This window comes from Luteimonas sp. RIT-PG2_3 (assembly GCF_054902115.1).
The window spans coordinates 40,532-61,396 of sequence record NZ_JBUBPF010000019.1 but is presented as its reverse complement, the minus strand read 5'-3'; the positions used below and the strand labels follow the sequence as shown (position 1 = coordinate 61,396).

Genomic DNA, 20,865 nt, shown 5'->3' with positions numbered 1-20,865 from the left:
CTGGCAGGGGGGGGTCGGCCCCCCCCCCCCCCGATTCTGCCGCCGGATCACTCGGGTGGGCGTGACCGTGCAGGGGGAGGTCATCACCTGTGCAAGACATTGATTCTGCTAGCTTCCGAGGCCGATGTTCCCAATATGGTCAGCCCCTCCGGGCCTGCGCATGCGTTGGTGAGCACCTGGGCAACATCCATGACTGTTTCCTGAATATCGTTCTGTGGATGGAACGCTGGGGAACTTTCCCATCCATTAGCAGTCATATCGCCCGACTGCTAAGATCATGACCATGACCACGACGACCTATCCGCTGGTAACCAACAACCTCCCCGTCCCGAGCGCGCTCGGCTCGCTGGAAGCCTATGTCAGTGCCGTGCACCAGATCCCGGTGCTGTCGGTCGAAGACGAGCAGGCGCTGGCACGCCGTTTCCGCGATGAGGAAGACCTCGCCGCCGCCCGCGAGCTGGTGCATTCGCACCTGCGCTTTGTCGTGCACGTGGCCCGTGGCTACAACGGCTACGGCCTGCCGCTGGGCGACCTGGTGCAGGAAGGCAACATCGGCCTGATGAAGGCGGTCAAGCGTTTCGACCCCGACATCGGCGTGCGCCTTGTCAGCTTCGCGGTCCACTGGATCCGCGCGGAGATGCACGACTTCATCCTGAAGAACTGGCGCATCGTCAAGGTCGCCACGACCAAGGCGCAGCGCAAGCTGTTCTTCAACCTGCGCAAGAGCAAGACCCGCCTGGGCTGGTTGAACGCGCAGGAAGTCAGCGCGGTTGCCAAGGACCTCAATGTGTCCGAGCGTGAGGTGCTGGAAATGGAATCGCGGCTGTCGGGCCGTGATATCGGCTTCGACGCGCCGTCCGATGAGGACGATGACCATGCGCCGCCATCGCCGGCTGCGTACCTGGTCGCCCGCGAAGAGGATCCTGCACAGGCCTACGAGCGCAACGACAACGAAGACAACCAGCTGCAGTTGCTGCGCGAAGGCATGAGCCGTCTCGACGAGCGCTCGCGCGACATCATCCGTCGCCGCTGGCTCGACGCCGACAGCAAGATCACGCTGCAGGAACTGGCCGACGAGTACGGCGTCTCCGCCGAGCGCATCCGCCAGGTCGAGGCCAACGCGCTGAAGAAGATGAAGGCGCTGTTCGCGGCCTGATCGCAGCCACGGCGTCACCCATGAAGAGGCCCGCGCAAGCGGGCCTCTTTTTTGTCCGGTGGCTGGTCAGCGACAGCAGTTCCGCGTTGTCATGCACAGCACCGCCGCCGGAAGCGCGATTCAACCGCAATTGCGGGCGCGATCACCATTTGAACAGCACCAGGCTGATCGCCAGCACGCCCATACCGGCCACGAGACCGTAGACGGTTTCGTGGCCCTTGGCATAGCGCTTGGCGGCGGGCAGCAGTTCGTCGAGCGCCAGGAACACCATGACGCCGGCGATGATGCCGAACAGCGCGCCGAACATCGCTTCCGACAGGAAGGGCTTGAGCAGCGTGTAGCCGATGATCGCGCCCAGCGGTTCTGCCAGCCCCGACAGCAGGCAGGCGACGAAGGCATACCACTTGTTATTGGTGGCGAAATACACAGGCACCGCGATCGCGATGCCTTCGGGCACGTTGTGGATCGCGATCGCGAACGCCAGCGGCATGCCGACGCCGGGGTTCTCCAGTGTCGCGAAGAACGTCGCCAGGCCTTCGGGAAAGTTGTGCGCGGTGATCGCCAGCGCGGTCAGCAGGCCGACGCGCTTGATGTAGTCGGGGTTGTGTTCGCGCAGGTGCGGGTCGTCGGCTTCCAGTCCTTCGTGCGGATTGGGCACCAGGTGATCGATCGCGACGATCAGCAGCACGCCGCCCAGGAACGACAGCGTGCCCCAGGTGAAGCCGAGCTTGTCGCCGAACGCGAGCGTGAACGAATGGATCGACTTGTTGAGGATCTCCGACAGCGACACATAGACCATCGCGCCGCCGGCGAATGCCAGGCCGAAGGCCAGCAGCCGTGGATTGGGTTTCTTCGACGTCACCACCAGCAGGCTGCCCAGCGCCGTGGCCAGGCCGGCGGCCGTGGTGACGGCCAGTGCGACCAGCCAGTTCTCGGTGGGGATCTCGATCATGCCGGGAGTCGACCTTCAGCGGGTGTCAGAATCTGTTCACGATCTGTCGCGAGCGCAGTCAGATGGCGCGTGACGGACACAATAGTGAGCAGCGGGCAGGAATCGCAGTGTACGTGCGGTACATGAGCATTCTGAGCACCGCACGCGCGTCAGCTGGCAAGCGCAGCAAGATCGTGGGCAGGTTCTCAGGGACGAAGGCGACTCCTGCCCCGTGGTGTGGTGCGGTCCGGAAGCGCGAACGCGTCATCCTAGCCCAAGCCTTCGGCCCCGGGGTGGCCGGGGCGCGGGCCATCCGCCGATGGAGGACAGGCCCTAGTTCGTGCGATCCGGCGGATCCACCGGGCGGTCGTCGCGGCCGAGGATGATCCGGGCGCCGCGCTGGTAGGTCCAGTAGGCCATGAACCAGTTCAGCAGCACGGCAACGCGATTGCGGAAGCCGATCAGGAAGAACACGTGCGCGACCAGCCAGAACCACCAGGCCAGCACGCCGGAGAAGCGCAGGTGGCCGAAGTCGACGACCGCGGCCATGCGCCCGATCGTGGCCAGGTTGCCGTAATCCTTGTACCCGAAGGCCTTGCCCTTGTGGCCGTCGAGGCGTGCGGCCAGCGTCTGCGCGACATGCGCGCCCATCTGTTTGGCGGCCGGTGCCACGCCCGGTACCGGCTTGCCGTTGGACTGCGTCAATGCGGCGAGGTCGCCCGCCACGTAGATGTCCGGATGGCCGGGCACGCTGAGATCGTCGTTGACACGCACGCGGCCGGCGCGATCGAGTGGCACGCCCAGCGATTCCGCGAGCGGGGAGGCCGACACGCCGGCCGCCCAGACCACGGTCCGGCAGGCCACGAAGCTGTCGCCGAGACGATAGCCTTCGCCGTTGATATCCGACACCGGCGTGCCGGTGCAGACATCGACCCCGAGCCGCTGCAACTGCCGGCAGGCCTTGTCCGACAGCGACTCCGGGAACGATGCCAGCACGCGCGGCCCGGCTTCGATCAGGCGCACGCAGGCCTTGGCGGTATTGATGTTGCGGAACTCGCGCTGCAGCGTATGGCGCGCGATCTCGGCCAGCGTACCGGCCATCTCGACGCCGGTCGGGCCGCCGCCGACGATCGCGAAGTTCAGCCAGGCCGCGCGTTTGTCGGGATCGGGTTCGGCCTCGGCGCGTTCGAACGCGACCAGCAGGCGACGGCGCAGGTGCAGCGCATCGTCGAGGGTCTTCAGCCCCGGCGCATGCGGGGCCCAGTGATCGTTGCCGAAGTAGGCGTGGGTGGCGCCGGTGGCGAGCAGCAGGTAGTCGAAATCGATCGGCTCGCCTTCGTCCAGCGTGATGGTCCTGGCGGCGGGATCGAAGCCGCGCACGTTCGCGAGCCGGACCTCGACATTGTGCTGGCGGCGCAGGATATGCCGCAGTGGCGCCGCGATGTCGGGTGCCGACAGGCCGGCGGTCGCGACCTGGTACAGCAGCGGCTGGAACAGGTGGTGGTTGCCGCGATCGACGAGCGTGATCCGGACCGGCGCCTTGGCCAGGCCGCGTGTCGCCCAGAGGCCGGCGAAACCACCACCGATGATGACCACGTGCGGGACGGACGCCATGGCGACTCCGCTGAAGGGGATAGGCGGATTGTAGTGAATGCGCTGTGCAGGGAGGGTGCCGGGGCAAGGCCAGCCGGAGTCAGGAGGCTCTGGGCTCTGGACGTTGGCCGTGCGCTCAACCGTCGCGATCGATCAGCGAGGTCTTCTTGGTGTCGGGCATCCAGACGTACACCAGCAGCGAGCACGCGATGCAGACGGTGACGTACCAGTAGAAGCCGCTCTCCAGGCCGATGTCCTTGAACCACAATGCCACCAGGTCGGCGGTGCCGCCGAACACCGCGACGGTCAGCGCGTAGGGCAGGCCGACGCCGAGCGCGCGGATCTCGACCGGGAACAGTTCGGCCTTCACGACGGCGTTGATCGCGGTATAGCCGCTGACGATGACCAGTGCCGACAGGATCAGCCAGAACGCCTGCGCGGGGCTGGTGATCGACTGCAACTGGCTCAGGATCGGCACCGTGAACAGCGTGCCTAGCACGCCGAACGCGATCAGGATCGGGCGCCGGCCGATGCGGTCCGACAGGGCGCCCACAACAGGTTGCAGCAGCATGTACACGAACAGCGTGGACGCGTTGATCAGGCTTGCGGTCTCCGCGGCCATGCCGGCGCTGTTGACCAGGAACTTGTGCATGTACGTGGTGTAGGTATAGAACGCCAGCGTGCCGCCCATGGTCAGGCCGATGACCGTCAGCACCGCGCGCGGATGCTTCAGCAGCGCGCGCAGCGTGCCTTCCTTGCGCTGCACGCCGGTGTCGCCTTCCTGCTGGCGCTTGGTGAACGAGTCGGTCTCGACCATGTTGCGACGCAGCCACAGCGCGACGACGGCGGCGAGTGCGCCGATCGCGAACGGGATGCGCCAGCCCCAGTCGCGGAGTTGTTCGTCGGTCAGGAACACGCGTTGCAGCGCGATCAGCACGCCCAGCGCGATCAGGTGCCCCATCACCAGGGTGACGTACTGGAAGCTGGACCAGAAGCCGCGATGCTCGCGCGTGGCCATCTCGCTGAGATAGGTCGCCGAGGTGCCGTACTCGCCGCCGACGCTCAAGCCCTGCAGCAGGCGCGCCAGCACCAGCAGGATCGGTGCGGCGACGCCGATGGTGGCGTAGCCCGGCGTGACCGCGATGATCAGCGAGCCGGCGCACATCATCACCACCGACAGCATCAGCGCGCGCTTGCGCCCGTGGCGGTCGGCGTAGCGGCCGAGCAGCCAGCCGCCGAGCGGGCGCATCAGGAAGCCGACCGCGAAGATCGCCGCCGTGCTCAACAGCTGCGAGGTCAGGTCACCGTCGGGGAAGAACACCCGGGCGAAGTACAACGAGAACGCGGCGTAGACATACCAGTCGTACCACTCGACCAGGTTGCCGACCGAGCCGCTGAAGATGCTGCGCAGCCGTTGCGCGGGCGTCATCGTCGGTGCGGCCTGGGGCGTGGTGGACGTCTGCATGGGGCGTTCCGCGGGAGGTCGGGGGCCATTCTGCCCCAGGCGGGGCGGGGGACGGTGGTAGGCTTGGGTATACAGGAATTTCTCCCGCCCCGTCCCCGCCAGGCCGCCGTGTCCAGCGCCACCACCTTCGAGCTCCATGTCCGCAGCTATGCCGTCGATACCGGGCATGTGCGGCATGCGTTCGCGCAACTGGTACTGCCGCTGCACGGTGCGTTGGCGGTCGATATCGAAGGCCGGCAGCGCGAACTCGACGCGGCCACGGCGGCCTTCATCGAACCCGGCGCCGCGCACAGCACGCTCGGCCTGCGTGCCGATCGTTCGCTGATCCTGGATCTCGACGCCGCCATGCTCGGAGACGATGTGGCCGGGGCCGATCTGATCGGAGCCCTCGCCCGGCGTCGTTTCCTGCAACGCAACGAGGCGGCGTCGCGGCTGGTCGACTACATGCAACGGGTCGTCGATGGCGGCCGCGATCCGGCCACGCTGTTGCCGATGTGGGTGCCGCTGCTGCTCGACAGCCTGGCGGCGACGCCGGTGCGTCCGACGTCGCGCCTGCAGGCACTGCTGGCCTGCCTCGAGGCCGAGCCCGGCCTGCCCTGGACGACCGCCACGATGGCCGCGCGCGCCGCGCTCAGCATCAGCCGGCTGCACGCCCTGTTCGATGCCGAGCTGCAGACCTCGCCGCGCGCCTGGCTGGCCGGGGTGCGCCTGCGCCATGCCCGCGAACTGCTGGCCCGGACTGCGTTGCCGATCGCCGAGATCGCGCAGCGCTGCGGCTATGCCGACCAGAGCGCCCTGACCCATGCGATGCGCCGGATCGACGGTATCACGCCGGCCGCGCTGCGGCGCGCAGCACAGGAGTCCGCGACAGCAGACCGGTAGTCCCGGACAAGCGCGCGCGCCACGGCGTGGCGCATGCTGGCGGCTGGTTCGGTTCTCCGGAAGGCAGTGGGCGGCATGGCAGGTGGCAGGGTGGGTGGCGGCACAGGCGGCGTGACGGGTGGCGTGACAGGCGGAGCCCACGTCAAGGGAATCGTCGCGGGCGCGGTGGCCGGCGCCGCCTGGGGCGTCGTGTTCCTGGCGCCGGAACTGGTGCGTGCGTTCACGCCGTTCCAGCTTGCGGTTGCGCGCTACGTCGCCTACGGCCTGTTCGCCTTGCTGCTGGTGGCACCGCGGCTGCGCACGCTGGTGGCGCGGATCACGCCCGCGCAGGTGTTCGCGCTGGTCTGGCTCAGCATCCTCGGCAACCTGCTGTACTACGTGCTGCTGGCGACGGCCGTGCAGTTGGGGGGCGTGGCGATGACCTCGCTGGTGATCGGCTTCATGCCGGTGGCGGTGACCTGGATCGGCAGTCGAGGCGAAGGTGCATTGCCACTGCGGCGACTGGCGCCGTCATTGCTGCTCGGGATCGCCGGTATCGCCTGCGTGGCCTGGCAGTCGCTGGCGCAGGACGCCGGCCCGGAACGCACGTCCGGCCTGATCGGCCTGCTGTGCGCGATCGGTGCGCTGGTGTCGTGGACGGCGTATGCGATCGGCAACCGGCAATGGCTGCAGCGCCTGCAGCACGTCTCGGCCTACGAATGGAACCTGCTGACCGGGCTGGCGACCGGCGCGATGGCGCTGCTGTTGCTGTGGCCGGCCTTCCACGATGTTGGCGGTCGCCATGACGCCGCCGGCTGGTGGCACTTCATCGGCATTGCCGCCGGCCTCGCGCTGGTGGCGTCGATCGTCGGCAATGCGTTCTGGAACCGCGCCAGCCGCCTGCTGCCGCTGACGATGATCGGCCAGATGATCCTGTTCGAGACGCTGTTCGCGTTGCTCTATGGATTTGCATGGGAAGCGCGCTGGCCGACGCCGCTGGAACTGGCGGCGATGGTACTGGTGTCGGCCAGCGTGCTGACGTCGGTGTCGGCGCATCGCACGCCGGCATCCGCCTGAGCAGGTCGGGCGGTGCGGCTTCGATGATGCGGCCCATGCAGGCATGACGGCATCGTCGCGGGAAACCGTCTAGGCTGTCTGCCTCTTCCCTCCGGGCTGCCGCCGCGCAGCGTCTCCGCCATGACCGATTCCGAGAAGCGCCTCGCGCTGTTGATCGATGCCGACAACGCGCCGTCGTCCAAGATCGACGTGATCCTGACCGAGGTCGCGCGCCACGGCGCCGCCAATGTCCGCCGTGCCTACGGCGACTGGGCCAGCGACAACCTGCGCGGATGGACGCGCCAGCTGCACGAGTACGCGATCCGGCCGATCCAGCAGTTCGCGCAGACCAAGGGCAAGAACGCGTCCGACATCGCGATGGTCATCGATGCGATGGACCTGTTGTACGCGCGCAACCTCGACGGCTTCGCGATCGTGTCGTCGGACGCTGATTTCACGCCGCTGGTGATGCGGCTGCTGACCGAGGGCGTCAAGGTCTACGGTTATGGCGAGCGCAAGACGCCGATGCCCTTCGTCAACGCCTGCTCGACCTTCACCTACCTCGAAGCGCTGGCCGCGCCGAGCACCAGCCAGGCGGCCGGTGCCGAGCCCGACCCTGCGCACGCGGTCGCCAAGCCGCGGACCCAGAAGGAGCTGCGCGGCGACACCCGGTTGCTGCAGCTGCTGCGCAGCGCGGTCGAGGCCGCCAGCGACGACGAAGGCTGGTCGCACCTGGGGCAGGTCGGGCAGCAGATCGGCAACCAGGCGTCGTTCGACCCGCGCAACTATGGCTACGGCAAGCTCAGCAACCTGGTCGACGCGATCGGCCTGTTCGAGATCAAGCGCGAGGGCAAGCTGGTGCTGGTGCGCGAGAAGCAGAAGGGCCGGGCGAAGGCGGGCTGAAGGCGACAGCCTGAACGGCTTTGGCCAGCGCCGATGTTCCGTACTTCTGCGTACTGGCTGGCGGCAGGGCGCGCGACTAAGATGCCGCCAGCACATTCCACATTTTCGATGAGGTAGATACGTTGGTCATCCATCCCAAGGTCCGTGGCTTCATCTGCACCACCACCCATCCGCTGGGCTGCGAGCGCAACGTGCTCGACCAGATCGCCTCGACGCGCGCGCGTGGCGTGCGCAGCGATGGGCCGAAAAAGGTGCTGGTCATCGGCGCCTCCAGTGGCTACGGACTGTCCGCGCGGATCGCGGCGGCCTTCGGGTTCGGCGCGGACACGCTCGGCGTGTTCTTCGAGAAGCCGGGCACCGACAAGAAGCCCGGTACGGCCGGCTGGTACAACTCGGCGGCCTTCGACAAGGCGGCCAAGGCCGAGGGGCTGTACAGCAAGTCGATCAACGGCGATGCGTTCTCCAACGAGGCACGCGACCAGGTCATCGAGCTGATCAAGTCGGAGATGGGCGGCCAGGTCGACCTGGTGGTCTATTCGCTGGCATCGCCGGTCCGCAAGCTGCCCGATACCGGCGAGGTCAAGCGCTCGTCGCTGAAGCCGATCGGCGCGCCGTATGCGTCGACCGCGATCGACACCAACAAGGACGCGATCATCCACGCGACCGTCGAGCCGGCGACCGAGGAAGAGATCGCCGACACCATCACCGTGATGGGCGGGCAGGACTGGGAGCTGTGGATCGATGCGCTCGAGCAGGCAGGCGTGCTGGCCCCGAAGGCCCGCACGGTGGCCTTCAGCTACATCGGCACCGAGATCACCTGGCCGATCTACTGGCATGGTGCGCTGGGCAAGGCCAAGCACGACCTCGACGACACCGCGCAGCGTCTCGACAAGCGCCTGTCGGCGATCGGCGGCGGCGCCAATGTCGCCGTGCTGAAGTCGGTGGTGACCCAGGCTAGCGCCGCGATCCCGGTGATGCCCCTGTACATCTCGATCGTGTTCAAGGTGATGAAGGCGCAGGGCCTGCATGAGGGCACGATCGAGCAGCTCGATCGCCTGTTCCGTGAGCGCATGTACCGCGCCGACGGCCAGCCGGGCGAGACCGACGACCAGAACCGTCTGCGTCTGGACGACTGGGAACTGCGTGCGGACGTGCAGCAGGCCTGCGAGGCGATCTGGCCGACGATCACGACCGAGAACCTGTTCGAACTGACCGACTACGCGAACTACAAGCACGAGTTCCTGAAACTGTTCGGCTTCGAGCGCAGCGATGTCGACTACGATGCCGACGTCGATCCGGACGTCAGCTTCGACTGCATCGAGTTGTGATGCCCCGCGCCATGGCCTGACCCGGAGATCCCCTGCCTTGCAGGGGATTTTCGTTTCCGGGTCCGCGCTTTGGGTGCATCGCGCTGGCAGGCCGTCGCATCCGCGCCGCTCAGGCGGTCGGCGCGACGTTCGCATGGCGCTGAGGCCTGCGCTGGAGCCACAGTCCAACGGCGGTGCCGGCGATCGCGGCGGCCACGCAGGCCATCGCCTGCAGCCACTCGAGTAGGATCGGCCCGTCAGCCACCAGCCAGATGCCGAGAATCCGGTTGATGGCCTCGGTCAGCAGCAAGGACGAGAGGAGCGTCAGGCTGGCGTGCAGCAGCGGACGTCCAACCTGTCTGTAGACCAGGCGAGCGAACAGCGACGACCAGGCTGCGAATACCGCGAGCAGGGCCGCAGCCTCAAGGATCAGTTGCGCGCGGATGGACTGGGCCGGGTCGTCAACGATCCCCTGCGTCACGTGGATCAGGAACCGCAGCGCGAACAGCGTCGCTGCATAGCCCATGATCCTGCCCCATCGAATGGCGGCGCGGGGTCCGAGGTTGTTCACCTCGCTGGACGGTGGGGCGTATGGATCCCTGCTCATGGTGGGGATCCGCGCAGCAGTCGCCATGCCGCCTGCGCTGTCGTCCATACCCTAGGCATCAGGGTGCCGTCGCCGTCGCCGCCGCGTCCAGCGGCAGCCGCACGATCGCGATCGTCAGGTCATCGGGATCCGGCGTGACCGAGAACCCCAGTTGCCGGCACATCGCCAGCATCGTGGTGTTCTCGCGCAGCACCTGGCCTTCGATCGTGGTCAGGCCCTGCCAGCGGGCGTACTCGATCATGATGCCCATCAGCTTCCAGCCGATGCCGCTGCCCTTGAGGTCGGAGCGGACCATGATCCCGTACTCGCCGGTGTCGTAGTTGGCGTCGGCCAGCAGACGCACGGCGCCGAGCATCTCGCCGGTGTCGGGATCGATCGCGGTCAGCGCCATCGCGCGCGCGTAATCGAGCTGGGTCATCCGCGCGATGAATTCATGGCTGAAATGGCGCACGGCGTTGAAGAAGCGCAGGCGCAGGTCTTCGTTGCTGACCTTGGCGAAGAACGCGCGCAGCAGCGCGTCGTCCTCGGGGCGCAGCGGGCGCACGAAGACCGGCTTGCCGTTGGACAGCAGGATCGTGCGCTCCCATTCCTTGGGATACGGAAAAATCGCGAATCGGGGATGGCCGCGTCCCTTGTGCAGCGCGCGCGAGGGCGCGACGGCGACACGCGCATCGACGACGATGACGCCGTCGCGGTCGGCCAGCAGCGGGTTGACGTCGAGCTCGCGGATCTCGGGGATGTCGGCGGCCAGCTGCGCCAGCTTGACCAGCAGCAGCGCGACCGCGCGCTCGTCGGCGGCGGGCACGTCGCGGTAGGCCTTGAGGATGCGCGACACCCGCGTGCGGCCGATCAGCTCGTGCGCCAGGCGCAGGTCCAGCGGCGGCAGCGCGAGCGCCTTGTCGTCGATGACCTCGACCGCGGTGCCGCCACGGCCGAACACGATCACCGGGCCGAACACCGGGTCGTCGGCGATGCCGGCGATCAGCTCGCGCGCTTTCGGCCGCACGATCATCGGGTGCACGGTGACGCCATCGATGCGTGCGCCCGGATGCGCGGCGCGCGCGCGCTGCAGGATGCCGTCGGCGGCTTCGCGCACGGCCTGCACGCTGAACAGGTTCAGGACGACGCCGTCGATGTCGGACTTGTGCGGGATGTCCAGCGACGCGATCTTGACGACCACGGCGTTGCCGGCCGCCAGCAGCGGTTCCGCCGCGCGCGCAGCGGCTTCGCCATCGGCGGCGGGATGGGCCGGTGTGATCGGAATGCCGTAGGCGCCCAGCAGTTGTGCGGTCGCGACCGGGCCCAGCCAGGTCTGGCCTTCGGCGAGGGCGACATCGACGACGGCGCGCGCGCTGGCGGTGTCGACGCTGAAGTCCTCCGGCAAGCTCGGCGGCGTTTCCATCAGCGCGGTCTGCGCTTCCTGGTATCGCGCGAGGTACATGAAGCCGCGCACGGCATCGGCTTCGCTGGCATAGGCCGGGATGCCGGCGTCGCCGAGGGTCTTCAATGCGGCCGCATCGTCGCCGAGCCAGACCGCGAGCGTGGGCTTGCGCGCGGCCTCGGCGCGGTGGGCCTGCAGGGTGCGTGCGACGGCCTCGGCGGTCTCGCGCGGTTGCGACAGGATCGTCGGCACGTTCATCGCCAGGATCGCGTCGTTGTGCGGGTCTTTCAGCAGGGCCTGCAGGGTCGCCGCGTAGCGCTCGCCATCGGCATCGCCGAGCATGTCGACGGCGTTGCGTCGCGACCAGCCGCGGACCAGCGCGGCATCCAGCGTTTCGAGCGTGTGCGGTGACAGCGTCGCGCGCTCGCCGCCGAGATCGGTCAGGCGGTCCAGCGCCAACATGCCGACACCGATGCCGTTGGTCATCACCGCCAGCCGCTTGCCCGGCAGCGAGCGGATATGCGCGAGGGTCTCGACGGCGGCGAACAGTTCATCGAGATCGTGCACGCGCAGCAGTCCGGCGCGACGGAACGCGGCGTCGTAGACGGCATCGGGACTGGCCAGCGCGGCGGCATGCGTCTGCGCGCCACCGCTGCGGCGGGCATGCCGTCCGGGCTTGACGACGACCACGGGCTTGGCGCGGGCAGCGGCGCGCGCCGCCGACAGGAACTTGCGTGCGTCCGGGATCTGTTCGACGTAGAGCAGGATCGCGCGGGTATGGCGATCGGTCGCGAAGTAGTCGAGCAGGTCGGCGAAGTCGACATCCAGCGCGTCGCCCAGCGAGGCGACGGCCGAGAAACCGATGCCGCGCGTGCGGCTCCATTCGATCATGCCGGCGGCGACCGCGCCCGATTGCGAAATCAGCGCGAGATCGCCGGCGGCCGGCGCATGCGCGGCGAAGCTGGCGAACAACCTGGCGTGCGGGGCCAGCACGCCAAGGCAGTTGGGGCCGACGATGCGCAGGCCGCGTTCGCGTGCGACCTCGGCGAGTTCGGCATTGTGCGATCCCGGCCCGCGGCCCATGTCGCGCGTCAGCACGATCGCCGCCTTGGCGCCCTTGTCGGCCGCGGCGCGCGCAACGCCGACGACATCCTGCGGCGGCGCCGCGATGACCACCAGTTCGGGCACGAACGGCAGCGCGTCCAGCGTGGCCACGGCGGGCACGCCATCGATGATCGGGTAATGCGGATTGACCAGCCCGATCCGACCGGCGAATCCACCCTCGCGCATTTGTTGTAGCACCAGCCGCCCGAGCGAGCGCGGGCGCGGGCTGGCGCCGACGACGGCCACCGAGGCAGGGCGGAACACGGAATCGAGTGCGTACAGTCCCATCGGCATCCATGGCGGGCATCCGGATGACACGATACACGCTGGCGGCGTGGGTGCTGTGTTGCTGCGTGCTGTGTGGTCGTGTTGCCGTTCCCGCGACGCGGTGCGCGCGTGGCGCGTCAGTACAGATCCACCGGATCCACGTCCAGCGACCAGCGCACCTTGCGCGCTTCGGGCAGGGCATGCAGTTGCGCGACGACCTGTCCCAGCGCGCGATGCAGTTCGCGGCGGTCGGCGCACGACACCAGCAATTGCGCGCGATGCATGCCGGCGCGGCGCGGCATCGGTGCCGGCATCGGGCCGTTGAGCTCCAATGCGAGCGCGAGCGCGGCCGCGGCCTGCGGTGTATGGCCTGTGGATGCGCGCGCGGCCGGCGCGCGTCGCCCGGCCCAGGGCTCGAACAGTTGCCGGGCCGTGCGCAGGAACTGCAGCGGTGCATCGGCCTGCTTGGTTTCGGCGCGCAACAGCGCCAGGTGCACGAACGGCGGGAAGCCGGCATCGCAGCGCTGCTGCAGCTCTTCGCCGGCGAAGGCGTGGTAGCCGCCGTTGATCAGCGTCAGCAGCAGGGGATGCTCGGGGTGATGGGTCTGCAGCAGCACGGTGCCGGCCTTGTGTGCGCGGCCGGCGCGGCCGGCGACCTGGATCAGCAGTTGCGCCAGTTTCTCGCGACTGCGGAAGTCGGCCGAGAACAGGCCTTCATCGATGCCGACCACGCAGACCAGGGTCAGGTTGGGCAGGTCGTGGCCCTTGGCCAGCATCTGCGTGCCGACCAGGATGCCCGGTTGCGTGCCGAAACTGGCCAGGTGCTGTTCGAGCGCGTCCTTGCGACGCGTGTTGCCGCGGTCGATGCGCAGCACCGGCACGTCGGCGAACTGTTCGGCCAGCAGTTCCTCGATGCGCTCGGTGCCCACGCCCTGCGGTTGCAGGGCGAGGCTGGCGCAATCGGGGCAGGCCATCGGCACCGACTGTCGGTGTCCGCAGTGATGGCATTGCAGGCGGCGTCCGCCGGCATGCACGGTCATCGGCGTGGCCTGGTCGGGCGTGCTGCAACGCGGGCAGGCCGCGCTCCAGCCGCAGTCGTGGCACAGCAGCACCGGTGCGTAGCCGCGGCGGTTCTTGAACACCAGCACCTGGCCGCCGGCATCGAGTGCGTTGCGGACCGCTTGCAGCAGCTCGGCCGACAGCCCGGCCTGCAGCGGGCGCTTGCGGATGTCCTGCACGCGCACGACCGGCGGCCGTGCATCGCCGGCGCGGCGCGACAGCCGCAGGTGCGCGTAGCGGCCGCTGGTGGCGTTGTACAGCGACTCCAGCGAGGGCGTCGCGCTGCCCAGCAGCACCGGCACGTCCAGCGCCTTGCCGCGCACCAGGGCGAAATCGCGGGCGTGGTAGCGGATGCCGTCCTGCTGCTTGTAGCTGCCGTCGTGTTCCTCGTCGACGACGATCAGGCCGGCCGCCGGCAACGGGATGAAGATCGCCGAGCGGGTGCCGACGATGACGCGGGCCTCGCCGCGCCAGGCCGCGGCCCAGACGCGCGCGCGTTCGCCATCGTTGAGGCCCGAGTGCAGCGCGTGCACCGGCACGCCCAGGCGCGCGCGGAAGCGCGTCAGCATCTGCGGGGTCAGGCCGATCTCGGGCACCAGCACCAGCGCCTGGCGGCCGCGCGCCAGGCAGTCGGCGATCGCCTGCAGGTAGACCTCGGTCTTGCCGCTGCCGGTGACGCCATCGAGCAGCAGCGCGGCAAAGCCCTGGCAGTCGCGCACGCAGTCGATCGCCCGGGTCTGTTCATCGTTGGGGGGCGGCCCCGGCTGCGGGGTCGGCGCCAGTTGCGAGGCCGGGATCGCGATGCGTTCGGCATAGCCGCGCTTCTCGAGCGCGCGCGCGGCGCTGCGCCAGTCCTCGAGCAGGCCCGGCAGTTGTTCTTCGTCGCGCGGGGTCGCCAGCAGCGTGGCCAGCCGCTGCGGGCGGGTGCCGTTGCGCAGGCTGGCGGCGCCGGTCTGGCCGGCCTCGGTCAGCCGCCAGGCCCAGGCGTGGGTGTCGGGCAAGGGCTCGCCGCGCCGCAGCGACGACGGCAAGGCAGTTGCCAGCACCTCGCCCAGCGGCGCATGGGTATAGCGCGACAGCCAGTGCAGGGACTCCAGCAGCTCGCCGCCGAACAGCGGGCCGTCGTCCAGCCATTCCAGGGCGTCGCGCAGCTCCGGCCCGGCCTCGCCATCGGCCGCGGCCGGCAAGGCCGACGCGACGATGCCGACCAGTTCGCGAGCGCCGAACGGCACCCGCACCCGGCGGCCGACATCGGCGGCGCCGGCGGTCTGGCCGGGCGGGGCGCGGTAGTCGAACAAGCGGGGCAGCGGAACCGGCAGGGCGACCTGCAGATGGAGGTTGGCGGTGTTGCTCACGCGCAAAGTCTACCCACTGCGGGCGGGGTCGGCAGGGCCGGACACCGGTTGCCCGACTTGCGCGCACAAGTTGCCCCCGGGCACACCATATTCACGCAACTCATCGCCACGCATAGGATTTTGGTTTATCCACACAAACTGTGGATAAGTCTGTGCATGGACGCCGGGCAGCATCGTCGCGAGCCGGTAATCCCTGCGTTCATGACGGTTTGGTGAAAAAAGCGCCATGCGACTCATTGCCTTTGGAATCATGCACTTATCTGTGAAACATGAGTGAAACATGGTGCACCACGGCGAAGTCCCGCGATCGCCCCCCGGCTTGGGTCCGATTGTGCACAACCGCGGACGAAAGGAACTGTGCGAACCCCATCCGGAGGCAAACGTCAAGGGCGCGGGCGATGCCGGGGGCGGCTTATGATGCCCACCTGCATCCCCCTGTTTGCCCCCTGGCTGGCCCTTGAACCCCCGTGCTCCTTCCGCAGCCCTGACCGCGTTCCTGCGAGGCGTCGAACGCCGCGGCGCGGTGTTCGCGCAGTGGCAGTGCGGCGATGCCGCGACCGGGGATATGGCGCTGGCGGCGACGCTGAAAGCCTTCGTCGCGGGTGCCGGTACGGTCGCGTTCGGGGAGTGGCCGCAGCGGTTCTGGTCGATGCTGCTGGCCGCCCCGGCGCTGCGTACGCCCCCGGGCAGCGCTCGCTGGCCCGACGCGCTGGCATCGCTGGCGACGCTGGGCACCGGTCCGCGCGCGGCCCTGCTGCTGCGGCTGGTGGCCGGCTTGTCCGAAGGCGAAGGGGCTGCCGTGCTGGGCGTGTCGCGACCGACCTATCGGCTGGCGCTGCAGCGGGCGCTGCCGCACCAGGCCGACGGCAAGGCCGATCCTGCGCAGTGGCAGGCCCTGCACGAGGCCGCGCAGCAGGCGATCCGTGGGCTGCCGGCCGAACGCCTCGACGCGCTGACGCGGCCGCCGCCGCCTCGACCGTCGCGCTGGAGCGCCGCCAAGGCGCGCCCGGCGGCCAAGGCCGCGACTGCGGCCACGCCGCGCGCGCGCTGGATGTGGCCGTGCATCGTCCTGGTCGCTCTGGCGACGGCGCTGTTGCTGGCGGCCACCTGGTGGATGCCCGAGCGCTTCGGCGCGCTGGTCGTCGACGAGCACACGCCACGCATCCAGGTCGAGTCCTTGCCCGAAGCTGCGGATCCGGCCGGCCGCTACGACGCCGAGACCGCGCTGCTGACCCATCGCGACCTGCCGCTGCTGCTCGACGCCGGTGCCGGCGCCGCGCCGCCGGACGATCCGGCGTTCCTGGCCTGGCTGACGGTGATCCTGGAAACCCCCGGCGCGCTGGATGCGGCCAGCAGCGCGATCGAACCGCCGGCAGGCGAGACGGCGTCGGAGACGCCCGCCGACAGTGCCGAGCCCGGCACGGAGATGCTCGATGACCCCTGAGCGCAGCCTCCGCATCGTGCCGGCACGGACCGTGCTGGCGTCGACCATGCTGTTGTCGATCCTGCTGACCTGCACGGGCGTGGCCGCACAGACCCTGCCTGAGCACCTGCCCGCAGCGTTGCGCGAACAACTCGTCGCGCTGCAGGCGCGCCTGGCGGCGCTCGATGCGCCGCAGCGCGAGCAATTGCGCCAGCGCGTCAGCGACTGGGACGCGTTGCCGCCGGCCGAGCGCAATGCGCGTCGCGAAGCCTGGCAGGCGTGGCAGGCGCTGCCCGACGCCGAACGCCAGCAACTGCGCGCGACCCATGCGAGGTGGAGCGCGATGTCGCCCGAGCAGCAACGGACATTGCGGCAACGCTTCGATGCGCTCGATGCCGGTGTCCGCCAGGGCTGGTTGCTGGGGCCGGTCGTCGGCACCGAATGGGCGGGACTCAATGGCCTGCACGGCCTGCTGATGCAGGTGCCGGTCGCGCATCGCGACGCCTTGCTGGCCGCATTGCGCGGATTGCCGGCGCAGGCGCGCGCGGACCTGGCGACCTTGTCGCTGCGCACGCCACCGCAGGACCGGGAGGCCCTGCGTACGGCCTTGCTGCAAACGCCTGATGCCGAACGCGCCGCCTGGCTGCGGGAGCGCGTGTCCGGTCCTTGACCGGCATCCCGTGATCCGCGTGTCCGGCGATGCGGGCTTGCCGGCGTTCATCGGCCTGCAGTGATTCGACGGTAAGATGACGCACCCTCACGGCCCGGCGCCAGCGCCCGACATTGGATCGGCAGCACGGCCGCAGCCGTCGACGCGAGTCGTCCATGTCTTCCCAAACCCCTCCCGTGCGCTTCCGCAGTGAAGTGCGCACCACGGCCGTTCTGGCCGCACCGCTGGTGGCGGGCCACCTGGCGACAGGCCTGATCGGCTTCGTCGACAGCGTCATCGCCGGCCACCACGGCACCAATACGCTGGCATCGGTCGCGGTCGGCACGGCGCTGTTCTGGCTGCCGATGATGATCCCGATGGGCACGCTGATGGCGTTGCCGGCCTCGGTATCGCAACTCGATGGTGCCGGCCGCCGCGAAGAGATCGGCCCATTGTTCCGGCAGGCCTTGTGGCTGTCGGCGGCGCTGGGCCTGCTGTTGTTCGGCTTTCTCAGCGGCGTGGTGCAGGTGCTCGAACCGATGGGCATCGCGCCGGAAATCCGCCCGGGCGCGACCGCATTCCTGCACGGCATCCGCTGGGGCGTGCCGGCGCTGACGCTGTACTTCTGCATGCGTTATCTCAGCGACGGACTGCACTGGACCTTGCCGACGATGGCGTTCGGTTTCGGCGGCCTCGCGCTGCTGGTGCCGCTGGGCTACGTCTTCACGTTCGGCAAGTTCGGCATCCCCGAACTGGGCGCGGCAGGCCTGGGCTATGCGTCGTCGATCATGATGTGGGCGCAGGCACTGGCGTTCGCGTTCTACCTGTCGCGCTCGCGCCGGTTCGCCGACATGCGCCTGTTCGGCCGCTTCGATCCGCCGCGCTGGGAGACGATCCGCGGCCTGCTGCGCACCGGCCTGCCGATCGGCATCACCGTGGCGATGGAGGGCAGCCTGTTCATCGTCACCGCGCTGCTGATCGGTCGCCTCGACGGCGTGTCCGCGGCCGCGCACCAGATCGCGATCAACGTCGCCAGCCTGTGCTTCATGATCCCGTTCGGCGTCGCCGAGGCGACCACCGTGCGCGTGGGCCATGCGATCGGCAGCGGGCGCGGCGCCGAGGGCGTGCGTCGCGCGGCGTTCGCAAGCCTGGTGCTGGTGCTGGCGACGCAGACGCTGTCGGGCATCGCGTTGCTGCTGGGGCACGACCACGTCGTCGGCCTGTACACCCAGGATGCGGCAGTGGCCGGGCTGGCGGCATCGCTGTTGTTGTTCGCGGCCGCGTTCCAATTCCCCGATGGCGTGCAGGTCCTGTCGGCGGGCGCGCTGCGCGGCCTCAAGGACACGCGCGTGCCGATGTTCATGGCGATGCTGGCCTATTGGGGCGTCGGCATGCCGCTGGGCGCCGGCCTCGGGCTAGGCCTGGGCTGGGGACCGCGCGGCATGTGGCTGGGCCTGATCGCCGGGCTGACGGTCGCCGCGATCCTGCTCGGCAGCCGGTTCCTGCGCAGCAGCCGGCGCGAGGGCATCGTCGGGGCGCGCAGGCTGGACGCGCCGGATGGCCCCGATTGCCCGGACGGCCCAGTGACCTCCGGGGCATGAAATCACCCCGCGTGGAGGTTAGGCTGTCGATCATGGCGGCCAATCCCGTCCCGCCACCGTCTTGCGGCCCCTCAGGCCAGGTCTTCCCGGAGTGTCATCCCCATGAGTGAAGCGTCACAGCGCGGTCCGATCCTGCGCGGCATCGTTGGTGTCTGGAACGGCATGAATTTCGTGCGCAGGCTGATCCTCAACCTGCTGTTCTTCACGTTGCTGCTGATCGTGCTGGCGATCGCGCTGGGCAGCCGAAGTGGTTCGCTGACGCCGCTCGACGAGCGCACGACGCTGGTGATCGCGCCCGAGGCCGAACTGGTCGAGCAGTACCGCTCCGATCCGGTGACGCGCGCACTGACCCAGAGCATGGGCCAGACCGTCGGCGAGCTGCAGTTGCGCGACCTGCTGCGCGCGCTGGAGGCCGCCCGCACCGATACGCGCATCGAACGCGTGGTGCTGCGGACCGACGCGATGATGTTCTCGGGCTACGCCTCGATCCGCGAGGTCGCCAAGGCGGTCGCCGCGCTGCGCGCAGCCGGCAAGCAGGTCGTCGCCTTCGGCGAGACCTTTGGCCAGGCGCAGTACTTCCTGGCGGCGCAGGCCGACGAGGTGTTCCTCGATCCAGAAGGCATGATCGAGATGACCGGGCTTGGCCGCTATCGCCAGTACTACCGCGAAGGCCTGCAGGACAAGCTCGATGTCGACGTGCACCTGTTCAAGGTCGGCGAATACAAGTCCGCCGCCGAGCCGTACATCCTCGATGCGGCGTCGCCGGAATCCAAGGAAGCCGATCTGTTCTGGATGAACGACATCTGGCAGCGTTACCTGGGCGATGTCGCGGCACTGCGCAAGACCACGCCGGAAGCGCTGCTGGCCGGTATCGAGACCCTGCCCGAAGGCGTCACCGCGGTACAGGGCGATACCGCCAAGTACGCCGTGCAGCAGAAGCTGGTCGATGGCCTGAAGACGCGCGAGGAATTCGAAGCGCTGCTGCTCGAGCGCGGCGTCGCCGACGAGGATGCCGAGGGCGGCTTCCGCCAGGTCTCGCTGGACGACTACCTGCGCCATGTCGACAGCGCGCTGAGCCCGATGGACCCGCGTCCGCAGGTCGCCGTGGTCGTGGCCGAGGGTGCGATCAGCGGCGGCGAACAGCCGCCGGGCAACATCGGTGGCGTGTCGACCGCTGCGCTGCTGCGCGAGGCGCGCGACAACGAGGACGTCAAGGCGCTGGTGCTGCGCGTGGACTCGCCCGGTGGCGAAGTGTTCGCGTCCGAGCAGATCCGCCGCGAGATCGATGGCCTGAAGAAGGCCGGCAAGCCGGTGGTGGTGTCGTTCGGCGATGTCGCCGCGTCCGGCGGCTACTGGATCAGCATGAACGCCGATCGCATCTACGCCGACGAGTCCACGATCACCGGGTCGATCGGCATCTTCGCGCTGATCCCGACGTTCCCGCGCACGCTGGAGAAAATCGGCGTGCGGACCGATGGCGTCGCTACGACAAAAATGGCCGGCATGTTCGATGTAAGCCGGCCGCTGGCACCGGAGCTGGGTACGCTGATCCAGTCCATCATCGACAAGGGTTATCGCGACTTCACCGGCAAGGTCGCGCAGGCGCGCAACCGCAGCGTCGAGCAGATCGACGAAGTCGCGCGCGGTCGCGTCTGGAGCGGTGCGCAGGCAAAGGAACGTGGCCTGGTGGATGCGTTCGGTGGCCTCGATGTCGCCATCGCCGATGCCGCCAAGCGTGCCAAGCTGGGCGAGGCCGACAAGTGGCAGACCCGCTACGTCGAGCGCCAGGCGTCGCCGTTCGAGCGCTGGTTCACCGGCTTCGTGCAGGGCCGGATCGGCCAGGCCTGGCTGGCCGACAGCGATCTGACGCGCACGCTGCTGATGCGTGCGATGCCCAACGCCGGGCAGGACCTGAAGATGCTGGAAGCGGCGATGACGCCGACGCCCGGCAAGCCGGTCAAGGCGCTGGCCTACTGCTTCTGCGGCCTTTGAGGCAGCAGGTATCGAGGCAGAGGCGTTGAGGCGGAGGCGGCGGGCCTGACCTGCTGCTTCCGACACAGCGTGCAGGAAGTAGCGTGAAAGAGGCGGTGCGCCCGATGCGGCCGACACGCCGCCAGCGTGCCCGACAGGGCCGCCATTGATTCGAT

The 20,865-nt window shown here is 68.9% G+C and carries 15 protein-coding genes; 9 read left to right on the top strand and 6 right to left on the bottom strand.

The window, feature by feature from the left end:
• The first annotated feature begins 277 nt into the window (after nt 1-277).
• Nucleotides 278-1,156, top strand: coding sequence for an RNA polymerase sigma factor RpoH (rpoH, locus tag ACYX7E_RS18405; RefSeq protein ID WP_462082067.1), 879 nt, complete (start codon nt 278-280; stop codon nt 1,154-1,156).
• A gap of 142 nt (nt 1,157-1,298) precedes the next feature.
• On the opposite strand, the gene zupT is transcribed toward rpoH, so the two are convergent.
• The 3 genes from zupT to ACYX7E_RS18390 all read right to left on the bottom strand — a co-directional run bounded on the left by zupT (nt 1,299) and on the right by ACYX7E_RS18390 (nt 5,145).
• A complete protein-coding gene (zupT, locus tag ACYX7E_RS18400; RefSeq protein WP_462082066.1) occupies nt 1,299-2,108 on the bottom strand; it encodes a zinc transporter ZupT in 810 nt (269 codons plus the stop codon).
• A gap of 312 nt (nt 2,109-2,420) precedes the next feature.
• Nucleotides 2,421-3,701 (bottom strand): NAD(P)/FAD-dependent oxidoreductase, encoded by a 1,281-nt coding sequence (locus ACYX7E_RS18395; protein WP_462082065.1) that lies wholly within the window; start codon nt 3,699-3,701, stop codon nt 2,421-2,423.
• 115 nt (nt 3,702-3,816) lie between these two features.
• Entirely contained in the window at nt 3,817-5,145 is a 1,329-nt protein-coding gene (locus tag ACYX7E_RS18390; RefSeq protein WP_462082064.1) for an MFS transporter, read from the bottom strand.
• A gap of 108 nt (nt 5,146-5,253) precedes the next feature.
• Between ACYX7E_RS18390 and ACYX7E_RS18385 the strand changes: the two genes are divergently transcribed.
• From ACYX7E_RS18385 to fabV, 4 genes are all read left to right on the top strand, one after another.
• Nucleotides 5,254-6,027, top strand: a complete 774-nt coding sequence (locus ACYX7E_RS18385) for an AraC family transcriptional regulator (protein WP_462082063.1) — start codon at nt 5,254-5,256, stop codon at nt 6,025-6,027.
• Between the two features lie 123 nt (nt 6,028-6,150).
• Nucleotides 6,151-7,083: a DMT family transporter gene (locus ACYX7E_RS18380; protein ID WP_462082062.1), complete on the top strand. Its 933-nt coding sequence runs from the start codon at nt 6,151-6,153 to the stop codon at nt 7,081-7,083.
• 120 nt (nt 7,084-7,203) lie between these two features.
• Nucleotides 7,204-7,965 carry an NYN domain-containing protein gene (locus ACYX7E_RS18375; protein WP_462082061.1) on the top strand — a complete coding sequence of 254 codons (762 nt, stop codon included), beginning with the start codon at nt 7,204-7,206 and terminating at the stop codon, nt 7,963-7,965.
• 122 nt (nt 7,966-8,087) lie between these two features.
• The gene (fabV, locus tag ACYX7E_RS18370; RefSeq protein ID WP_462082060.1) at nt 8,088-9,293 is read left to right on the top strand and encodes an enoyl-ACP reductase FabV; all 1,206 of its coding nucleotides are present in this window, start codon (nt 8,088-8,090) and stop codon (nt 9,291-9,293) included.
• Between the two features lie 109 nt (nt 9,294-9,402).
• On the opposite strand, the gene ACYX7E_RS18365 is transcribed toward fabV, so the two are convergent.
• From ACYX7E_RS18365 to ACYX7E_RS18355, 3 genes are all read right to left on the bottom strand, one after another.
• Nucleotides 9,403-9,879 carry a hypothetical protein gene (locus ACYX7E_RS18365; RefSeq protein ID WP_462082059.1) on the bottom strand — a complete coding sequence of 159 codons (477 nt, stop codon included), beginning with the start codon at nt 9,877-9,879 and terminating at the stop codon, nt 9,403-9,405.
• A gap of 58 nt (nt 9,880-9,937) precedes the next feature.
• Nucleotides 9,938-12,652: a bifunctional acetate--CoA ligase family protein/GNAT family N-acetyltransferase gene (locus tag ACYX7E_RS18360; protein ID WP_462082069.1), complete on the bottom strand. Its 2,715-nt coding sequence runs from the start codon at nt 12,650-12,652 to the stop codon at nt 9,938-9,940.
• Nucleotides 12,653-12,768: 116 nt separating this feature from the next.
• Nucleotides 12,769-15,045 carry a primosomal protein N' gene (locus ACYX7E_RS18355; RefSeq protein ID WP_462082058.1) on the bottom strand — a complete coding sequence of 759 codons (2,277 nt, stop codon included), beginning with the start codon at nt 15,043-15,045 and terminating at the stop codon, nt 12,769-12,771.
• 457 nt (nt 15,046-15,502) lie between these two features.
• On the opposite strand from ACYX7E_RS18355, the gene ACYX7E_RS18350 reads away from it, so the two are divergent.
• From ACYX7E_RS18350 to sppA, 4 genes are all read left to right on the top strand, one after another.
• Nucleotides 15,503-16,489 (top strand): sigma factor-like helix-turn-helix DNA-binding protein, encoded by a 987-nt coding sequence (locus ACYX7E_RS18350; protein WP_462082057.1) that lies wholly within the window; start codon nt 15,503-15,505, stop codon nt 16,487-16,489.
• Nucleotides 16,479-17,138, top strand: a complete 660-nt coding sequence (locus tag ACYX7E_RS18345) for a DUF3106 domain-containing protein (RefSeq protein WP_462082056.1) — start codon at nt 16,479-16,481, stop codon at nt 17,136-17,138. Before ACYX7E_RS18350 ends, ACYX7E_RS18345 begins: the two co-directional genes overlap by 11 nt.
• A 155-nt stretch (nt 17,139-17,293) precedes the next feature.
• Complete coding sequence (locus ACYX7E_RS18340; protein ID WP_462082055.1) at nt 17,294-18,718, top strand: MATE family efflux transporter; 1,425 nt, start codon at nt 17,294-17,296, stop codon at nt 18,716-18,718.
• Nucleotides 18,719-18,820: 102 nt separating this feature from the next.
• Nucleotides 18,821-20,710 (top strand): signal peptide peptidase SppA, encoded by a 1,890-nt coding sequence (gene sppA, locus ACYX7E_RS18335; protein ID WP_462082054.1) that lies wholly within the window; start codon nt 18,821-18,823, stop codon nt 20,708-20,710.
• Nucleotides 20,711-20,865 lie beyond the last annotated feature (155 nt).

Excerpts from the sequence above, each read along its gene's own strand:
- ACYX7E_RS18390 (WP_462082064.1), bottom strand. The coding sequence starts at position 5,145 with ATGCAGACGTCCACCACGCCCCAGGCCGCACCGACGATGACGCCCGCG.
- ACYX7E_RS18365 (WP_462082059.1), bottom strand. The coding sequence starts at position 9,879 with ATGAGCAGGGATCCATACGCCCCACCGTCCAGCGAGGTGAACAACCTC.
- ACYX7E_RS18375 (WP_462082061.1), top strand. The coding sequence starts at position 7,204 with ATGACCGATTCCGAGAAGCGCCTCGCGCTGTTGATCGATGCCGACAAC.
- rpoH (WP_462082067.1), top strand. The coding sequence starts at position 278 with ATGACCATGACCACGACGACCTATCCGCTGGTAACCAACAACCTCCCC.
- zupT (WP_462082066.1), bottom strand. The coding sequence starts at position 2,108 with ATGATCGAGATCCCCACCGAGAACTGGCTGGTCGCACTGGCCGTCACC.
- ACYX7E_RS18360 (WP_462082069.1), bottom strand. The coding sequence starts at position 12,652 with ATGGGACTGTACGCACTCGATTCCGTGTTCCGCCCTGCCTCGGTGGCC.
- ACYX7E_RS18340 (WP_462082055.1), top strand. The coding sequence starts at position 17,294 with ATGTCTTCCCAAACCCCTCCCGTGCGCTTCCGCAGTGAAGTGCGCACC.
- ACYX7E_RS18345 (WP_462082056.1), top strand. The coding sequence starts at position 16,479 with ATGACCCCTGAGCGCAGCCTCCGCATCGTGCCGGCACGGACCGTGCTG.
- sppA (WP_462082054.1), top strand. The coding sequence starts at position 18,821 with ATGAGTGAAGCGTCACAGCGCGGTCCGATCCTGCGCGGCATCGTTGGT.
- ACYX7E_RS18395 (WP_462082065.1), bottom strand. The coding sequence starts at position 3,701 with ATGGCGTCCGTCCCGCACGTGGTCATCATCGGTGGTGGTTTCGCCGGC.